The sequence below is a fragment of the Nocardia sp. NPDC003963 genome, assembly GCF_053605105.1.
In genome coordinates this window covers 1-5696 of the sequence record NZ_JBSGIP010000098.1, presented here as the reverse complement: position 1 = coordinate 5696, position 5696 = coordinate 1, and the positions used below count along the sequence as shown (strand labels likewise).

Here is a 5696-nt window from a genome sequence, read left to right as displayed (position 1 = left end):
GCCGGCGGCGCCGAGCCTGTCGAGGATCTCCCGGTGGAGTGCGTCGAATACGCCGGAATCAGCCCACACCATGAACCGGCGATGCGCGGTCGGGACGCTCACCCCGAACGACGGCGGCAGATGCCGCCACGCACATCCGCTGGTCAACACGAACACCACTGCGGTGAACACCGCACGTTCATCGACGGGAGCGGTGCCTCCGCCCTGCGGTCTGGGAATGAACTCCGGTAGCAGCGAGCCGCGCCTACACCACCGAAGGCGCGGTGACCACCTTGTCCGGCACGAACCCCAACCACGGCAACGTGCACAACGCCACCGAGTAACCCAGCCGATCCGTCGGTCCACGGCCCCGCACCGGCGCGACGAACGCGATATCGGCCGGGGTCAACGCGAAGAACCGGAACAACTCCTCGCGGCTGACCTCCGGAAACTCCCGCAGACGCGCCAACTCCTCGTCCGCTGACACCCGCGTCGCCATGAAACCGACCTCCACCACGCCGACCAACTCATCGGCAACCAAGCCGAGCACCAAACACGCTGCCCCGCAGTCCGAACCAGCCATCAACGCTCGTCAAGTCAACTTCGTTGTTTTCCGCGCGATTACTACCGGAACCCCTTTGCGACCAGACGGCGACCCGATGATGCCGCGGCAAACTCGCAGCGTGCTGATACGCATCCAGCACCCCGGTAGAGATCCGGCCACGGTCGAGCACATCATGACTGTTATGCCGCAGCCATTCTCGTAATGCGCCTACACGGCGATCATGAGCCTCGCCCCCATTGGGCCGGGCAAAAACGCTGGGTAACCCGGTGAAAAGTGGCGTTGAACGCCTTCGATATCACCTTTGAAGGCCGGCTCACCGCCGCACGGAAGTAACCGATCCAACCCGAGTCGCACCGTTCACTAGACCCGAATTTTGTTGTGTCGGAGAGTAACTGTGACCGAGATTACATATCCAGGAATGGGAAATTTGCGAGTTTCCCCTGACGCTAGAGTTGAATGCACGTGGTCATGCGATCGATTCACTGAACGTGATGACTTCGGCTCTGTGATCGGATTTTCGGAGAAGTCGGGCCAGCCCCGGTTTCCCTGTTCCTCGATCTCGGTTGCTACCGACGAGTGACGCAGTGAAAGTGGAGGTTTTCTTGAGAGGCCGCGTGCTGGTGATAGAGGATGCGGAGACTATCCGGGCCGCTCTGCGTACAGCATTGCGCGACCTGGGATACGAGGCGCGCGTTCGGGAGAACGGCAATAACCTCGAGGACGAGTTGGAACGCTTCCGACCCGATCTCGTCATCCTTGATGTGATGCTTCCGGGTCGTAACGGATTCGAACTACTCGACGTGGTTCGCCGGATGAGCACCGCCGGCACCCTACTCTTGACCGCCCGGGAAGGCGCGGACGATCGTCTCCGTGGTTTCGAAAGAGGCGCGGACGACTACGTCACCAAGCCGTTCTTACTCGCCGAGGTAACCGCTCGTATCAACGCCATACTCAGGCGAATGGGTCGCGCGGACAGTTCGATCAGAGTCGGCGATCTGATCGTGGATAGCGCTGCGGGGACGGCGATGAGGGACGGACAGACGATCGAGCTGACCGCCACGGAGTTCAAGCTGCTGGCATACCTGGCCGAGAATCGCGATCGGATTGTCCCGAAAAAGCAGATGCTCATAGCAGTATGGGGCGACGAGCACTACAGTATTAACTTGGTGGACGTCTTCGTAAGCATGCTCAGGCGCAAACTCGAGGCGCACGGCCCGCGACTTCTGCACACGGTTCACGGTCGCGGTTTCATCCTGCAGTGCAGAACCAACTCAGAAAAGAACCAACTGGCGCGAATCGAATAGCGGCAGGGCGAGAGAATTATTTGCATCGCTATCAGTAATGCAGCGCCGAATTGCCGGGGCCACAGCGCAGAAATTCCGCTTCCTGGCCCCGGCACTCCCAGACCAGCGCGCCCGGACACGAGCCCGGCGAAGCAAAACACTCCGCTCGCTGTACTTGCCTTCCCGAACCGGATCACCGGCGCCCCCGGATACACCACGCACACCGGATTTCACCTACCGCGGGAACCACCCACGACCGCAGCACAGACAATGCCCGAGAAGCCGATTCACCCTTCCAAGAGCGGCAGCGATAGCAAAAAAGTAGCGCCGACCCCGCCACGTGGGCTCACGCAGGTGAGGTCACCACCGTGGGCCCGGGCGATTCCCCGCGATATCGCCAGCCCCAATCCGGCACCATCGGAATGCCGGTATGAATTATTGCACAACTGTATCCCTCGCCCGAAAACGCGGTCGCGATCTTCTTTCGGAATCCCGGGTCCTGAATCTGCGACGACGACCACAATCCGGTCGGAGCGATGTGCGATGGTCACGGACACTCTCCCTCCGTCTCGTGTGACTCGGCAGGCGTTGTCGATGAGATTTGTTAGGATCTGGGCGATCCGGATCGGGTCGGCCACAACTGCCGTGCGGCCGATGGCATCGACATCTATCTCCACGCGGGAGTTGAACAGCCGGGCTCGATGGGCTTGCTCCGAGACCAGAGGCAGCATCTCGAATTCGATTCGGTGTAGTTCGAATTTTCCCGAATCCAACCGTGATATATCGAGTAGGTCATCGATCAACCGCGCTGCACGTTGCGTATCGTTCAGTACCAGGTGGTGGAGTTGGTTGAGCTCCTCCTCATCAGCTCCCGGCGGATGCGCGAGGATCGCTTCGACAGCCGCGCGGATCCCCGCGATCGGAGTCCGAAGGTCGTGCGCGGCTTCCGCAATGAGCGCTATCACGTCCAGCTCTGCTTCGCCGCCGCGCGCTTCTCCCTGCCCTCTACCGGTTCGTCCCGAGCCCGAGCACGGGAACATTCGACCATCGTCAGTTCCGCCTGGGGCCACTACAGTTACAAGTCGTTGCGTTCGTTCTCCGGCGGATCGCCGGAGAACGAACGAATTCTTTTCCATAACCATCAAGCGGCCTTTCACATGCCGAATTCAACATCGTACCCACTTTGGCTCCTCTAGCGGCGTGCGTCGCATGAGAGATGCCGAATGATGTCGCTGATGCTATTGTCGTGTATCGCTGGGACGGTGTCCGAAGTACTCTGAATAAGCATTACTGAAAGCCCCCACCGACGAGAATCCGAACATTTCCGCTAGCTGCGTGATCGTGATGTGCTTGCTTTCCGGATCCTGCAATCGCGTATGCGCAACACGCAGTCGTTCTTCCCTGATAAGCCGCCGCGGCGTGGTGCCGCTCTGTTGAAGGACGTACTGAACATAGCGAAGCGACCAACCCAGCGCGGTGGCGACGGCCTGGCCGTCGAGCGTGGGATCCACAGCGTGTTGGCGAATGTAGCGGCGCAGCGATGTTTCGACGTCACCGAGTCCGGGTCCTGATTTTGGACTCTGCTCACCGATGATTATCATGCACAGTAGTTCGACGAGCCGATCACAGCTTGCATCGAAGTAGGCATGCGTCAAGGACTCGCGTTCCTCGAATAGTGCCCTGACCATGTCTCCGACCACTCGTCCCAGCCCTTTTGATATTTCGACCTGCGTCGTTATCGGAAGACGCGAACCGAGGTGGTGCTCCATGTTCCGAGTCGGTACCGTCACGACGAATGCAGACGTTCCATCCTGTTGTGACATTTCGAATGGTTCTGCTGCGGTTCCGAAAACAGCCGAGCCGCTCACCAGATCCACGTTATCTCGATATCTCTCGAAATGCAGCCGGCCGGTAAGTGGGAAAATAAAACGATAGCCGGGATCCGATCCTGCTCGAATATCCTTCTCCGTACGACGATAGATGCTTTCCTTCGCTTTCCACAGTACCGACTGGTATTCTTTGGTACGCTGGCGAACGGCGGTTCCACGAAAATCCTCCCGGTATGGAGTATCGCAGCTCATGCGCCCCTGATATTCGTCAATCATTGCAGTCCAGTAGTCGATGCGGTGACGCGGCCGAACTTCACGTGTGTCACTTTTCTCGACAGTGTACCTACCCGGCGTCACTACAGTTCAGCTCCCGTTCTTCCCAAAGGCCGCGCTGAGGACAGCGTATTGACAGGACGACCGAATGGCACTCGCAGAAAGGTGCATCTCACGAAGTCTGCGCTGAGATGCAACGTTTACACGCCCAGTCGCAACTGTGCCGATACTCCGCGCCGCGTGAGCTTCACGCATGGTGAATCGAGTCGTTACTCACGCCTGTTCAGAGCGCATTCTTTTGGTACAGAGAGGTCCTCGCTGTTGTGGCCCGCCCCTCGTGGTCGGCGGGATAGATACACCACAGCAGGCGGAAGGTTCCGCCAGATCGTCCGTGTGATTACCACTTCATCGAATGTTGTTCTGAGGTACGCGAGTTGACGTCTGCCCGGCGGTGACCATCGAGTCCATGAGTAGGTGAACTGAGAGTAGGCGCCCCGGGGTGAGAGGGTTCTTGCAATGGTGTCGATGAGCTCGGCACCGTCGGGTCCCGCGAATGCTTGCCACGGCAGACCGCTGACGATGTGATCGACCTGCGAAATCCCAAGGGCCGTCAGGGTATTACCCAGGCCGGAAGCCGAGCCCCTGACCAGTTCGACCCGCGGACAGCGCTTGGACACGTAGTCGGCCATAACCGGATTCGACTCTATCGCGATATGCCGGCCTCGACCACCGAGTCGACACTGAATAGCCTCACTGAAAACACCTGTCCCAGGCCCGAGTTCGACAACAACCGCGTCATCGAGGGGCGGAAGTGCCGCTACCATCTGTGCTGTCAAACCCGAGGAGCTGGGAACCACCGATGCCGTGCGAAGGGGGTTACCGATGAATTCACGAAAGAAAATTGCACGTTCCGACCTGTCAGCCATTACACACTCCGAATATCATATGTGGCCCTGAAAGCATGTTCGTACGTACAAGGGGAAGGCAGAAACTCGCACGACCCTGTGGGTCGCGCTCGAGCCGGCGCGGTCCGGTTCGGACGAACCATCCGGGGATTCTTCTCACCCCCGGAAGCGACAGCCCCGTATGCAGCGCCCGTCTCGCGCCGCCGGTCAGCCCACACTCCCATGGCCTCGCCGTCACCGCGGAGGATCTGCCGACGAGAATTGCGGGATGGTCGAGCCTTACACCCTCCTCTATAACTACGACGTTAGAGTAACACATCACCCCACAGTTGCGACAAGTAAGTTGCAGTTAATCGAAGGGTTGAGGTTCCGATGTAGCCTTTAGAGTGTCAATCGAGCGAGGACGGATGCCTACTACCCCACCACGGCCACTGCGTGCCGATGCCGAACGAAGCGTGCGAGCCATCGTCGAAGCCGCGGAACGCGTGCTCAGCGAGAACCCGGCCGCGACGCTGGAGCAGATCGCAGAGGCCGCAGGAGTTTCCCGTGCCACCGTGCACCGGCGGTTCGCGAATCGCGACGACCTCATCCGAACCATGGGGATCGCGGCATGGCAGCAGATCCGCGACGCCATCACCGCCGCGCGTCCGCGCAGCGCACCGCCCTTGGTCGCGTTACATCAGGCAACGGCGAACATTATCGAAATCAAGCACAGCGCTCGGTATGCGCTGGATCACGTAGACTTCACCGACCCGGAACTCGTACGGGTTCAAGACGAGGTGTTCGCCGACTGCGACCTCGCCTTCACCCGCGCCCGAGCCGACGGCCACATCACGCCGGACACAGACCTGTCTTGGGCTCG

General features: G+C 59.8%; 6 protein-coding genes and 2 pseudogenes. 2 read left to right on the top strand and 6 right to left on the bottom strand.

Features of this window, described 5'->3' with window-relative positions:
* The 3 genes and pseudogenes from ACWEWT_RS38350 to ACWEWT_RS38340 all read right to left on the bottom strand — a co-directional run.
* A partial coding sequence (locus ACWEWT_RS38350) for a transposase (protein WP_452565854.1) occupies positions 1–234 on the bottom strand: 234 nt, incomplete at its 3' end.
* 16 nt (positions 235–250) lie between these two features.
* Positions 251–478, bottom strand: a pseudogene (locus ACWEWT_RS38345) (DUF4158 domain-containing protein); the annotation flags it as partial.
* Between the two features lie 28 nt (positions 479–506).
* Positions 507–740: pseudogene (locus tag ACWEWT_RS38340) on the bottom strand (Lsr2 family DNA-binding protein); the annotation flags it as partial.
* A 388-nt stretch (positions 741–1128) separates the two neighbouring features.
* Here ACWEWT_RS38340 and ACWEWT_RS38335 point away from each other — a divergent pair.
* On the top strand, positions 1129–1848 hold the full coding sequence (locus ACWEWT_RS38335; protein WP_452565850.1) for a response regulator transcription factor: 720 nt from the start codon (positions 1129–1131) through the stop codon (positions 1846–1848).
* Between the two features lie 266 nt (positions 1849–2114).
* Here ACWEWT_RS38335 and ACWEWT_RS38330 read toward each other — a convergent pair whose 3' ends face one another.
* The 3 genes from ACWEWT_RS38330 to ACWEWT_RS38320 form a co-directional block, all read right to left on the bottom strand.
* Positions 2115–2792 carry a sensor histidine kinase gene (locus ACWEWT_RS38330; protein WP_452565848.1) on the bottom strand — a complete coding sequence of 226 codons (678 nt, stop codon included), beginning with the start codon at positions 2790–2792 and terminating at the stop codon, positions 2115–2117.
* Positions 2793–3065: 273 nt separating this feature from the next.
* Positions 3066–3932, bottom strand: a complete 867-nt coding sequence (locus ACWEWT_RS38325; protein ID WP_452565846.1) for an AraC family transcriptional regulator — start codon at positions 3930–3932, stop codon at positions 3066–3068.
* Positions 3933–4198: 266 nt separating this feature from the next.
* Positions 4199–4753 (bottom strand): class I SAM-dependent methyltransferase, encoded by a 555-nt coding sequence (locus ACWEWT_RS38320; protein WP_452565852.1) that lies wholly within the window; start codon positions 4751–4753, stop codon positions 4199–4201.
* 536 nt (positions 4754–5289) lie between these two features.
* Between ACWEWT_RS38320 and ACWEWT_RS38315 the strand changes: the two genes are divergently transcribed.
* Positions 5290–5696: TetR/AcrR family transcriptional regulator (locus ACWEWT_RS38315; RefSeq protein ID WP_452565844.1), on the top strand; the 407-nt coding region annotated here is incomplete at its 3' end.

What these genes read in the sequence shown, in the direction of transcription:
- ACWEWT_RS38320 (WP_452565852.1), bottom strand. Translation starts at nt 4,753, where the DNA reads ATGGTAGCGGCACTTCCGCCCCTCGATGACGCGGTTGTTGTCGAACTC.
- ACWEWT_RS38325 (WP_452565846.1), bottom strand. Translation starts at nt 3,932, where the DNA reads ATGATTGACGAATATCAGGGGCGCATGAGCTGCGATACTCCATACCGG.